General features: G+C 49.5%; 1 tRNA gene and 1 rRNA gene. Both read left to right on the forward strand.

What is annotated here, in order from left to right:
• Nucleotides 1–20: 20 nt before the first annotated feature.
• Nucleotides 21–96: transfer RNA gene (locus G3N94_RS41810), tRNA-Ala, on the forward strand.
• Nucleotides 97–372: 276 nt separating this feature from the next.
• Nucleotides 373–859, forward strand: a 23S ribosomal RNA gene (locus G3N94_RS41815); the annotation flags it as partial.

Below are 859 nucleotides of genomic sequence, written 5' to 3' on the forward strand. Positions count from 1 at the left end.
CCTGAGGCATCTGTACTCATGGGGGCATAGCTCAGCTGGGAGAGCACCTGCTTTGCAAGCAGGGGGTCGTCGGTTCGATCCCGTCTGCCTCCACCAATCTTCAATGACAAGCGTTCGACGTGGTCGAGTTTTTGTCATTGGCGATTGAGCCAGTCAGAGTGATATGAGTAACACCATATCGGCTGTCGTTCTTTAACAATCTGGAAGAAGTAAGTAATTTGGATAGCGGAAGCGTCTATGAGATGGACGTGAAAACTATCCGGGTTGTGATTGTATCGATGTATCTCAAGATGATTCGAACTCTATGTTTGACTCAATTGGAATACGGCACAACGCGAGAACTCAACCTGTAACGAGACAGACTCGTTATAGGGTCAAGCGAACAAGTGCATGTGGTGGATGCCTTGGCGATCACAGGCGATGAAGGACGCGGTAGCCTGCGAAAAGCTACGGGGAGCTGGCAAACAAGCTTTGATCCGTAGATGTCCGAATGGGGAAACCCACTCCTTTTGGAGTATCCATGGCTGAATACATAGGCCATGTGAAGCGAACGCGGTGAACTGAAACATCTAAGTAACCGCAGGAAAAGAAATCAACCGAGATTCCCAAAGTAGTGGCGAGCGAAATGGGATCAGCCTTGTACTCTTTATTTGTATTGTTAGCCGAACGCTCTGGAAAGTGCGGCCATAGCGGGTGATAGCCCCGTAGGCGAAAACAGTATGAAAGAACTAAGTGTACGACAAGTAGGGCGGGACACGTGAAATCCTGTCTGAAGATGGGGGGACCATCCTCCAAGGCTAAATACTCGTGATCGACCGATAGTGAACCAGTACCGTGAGGGAAAGGCGAAAAGAACCCC

The sequence above is a fragment of the Burkholderia sp. Ac-20353 genome, assembly GCF_017104785.1.
Lineage (GTDB): Bacteria > Pseudomonadota > Gammaproteobacteria > Burkholderiales > Burkholderiaceae > Burkholderia.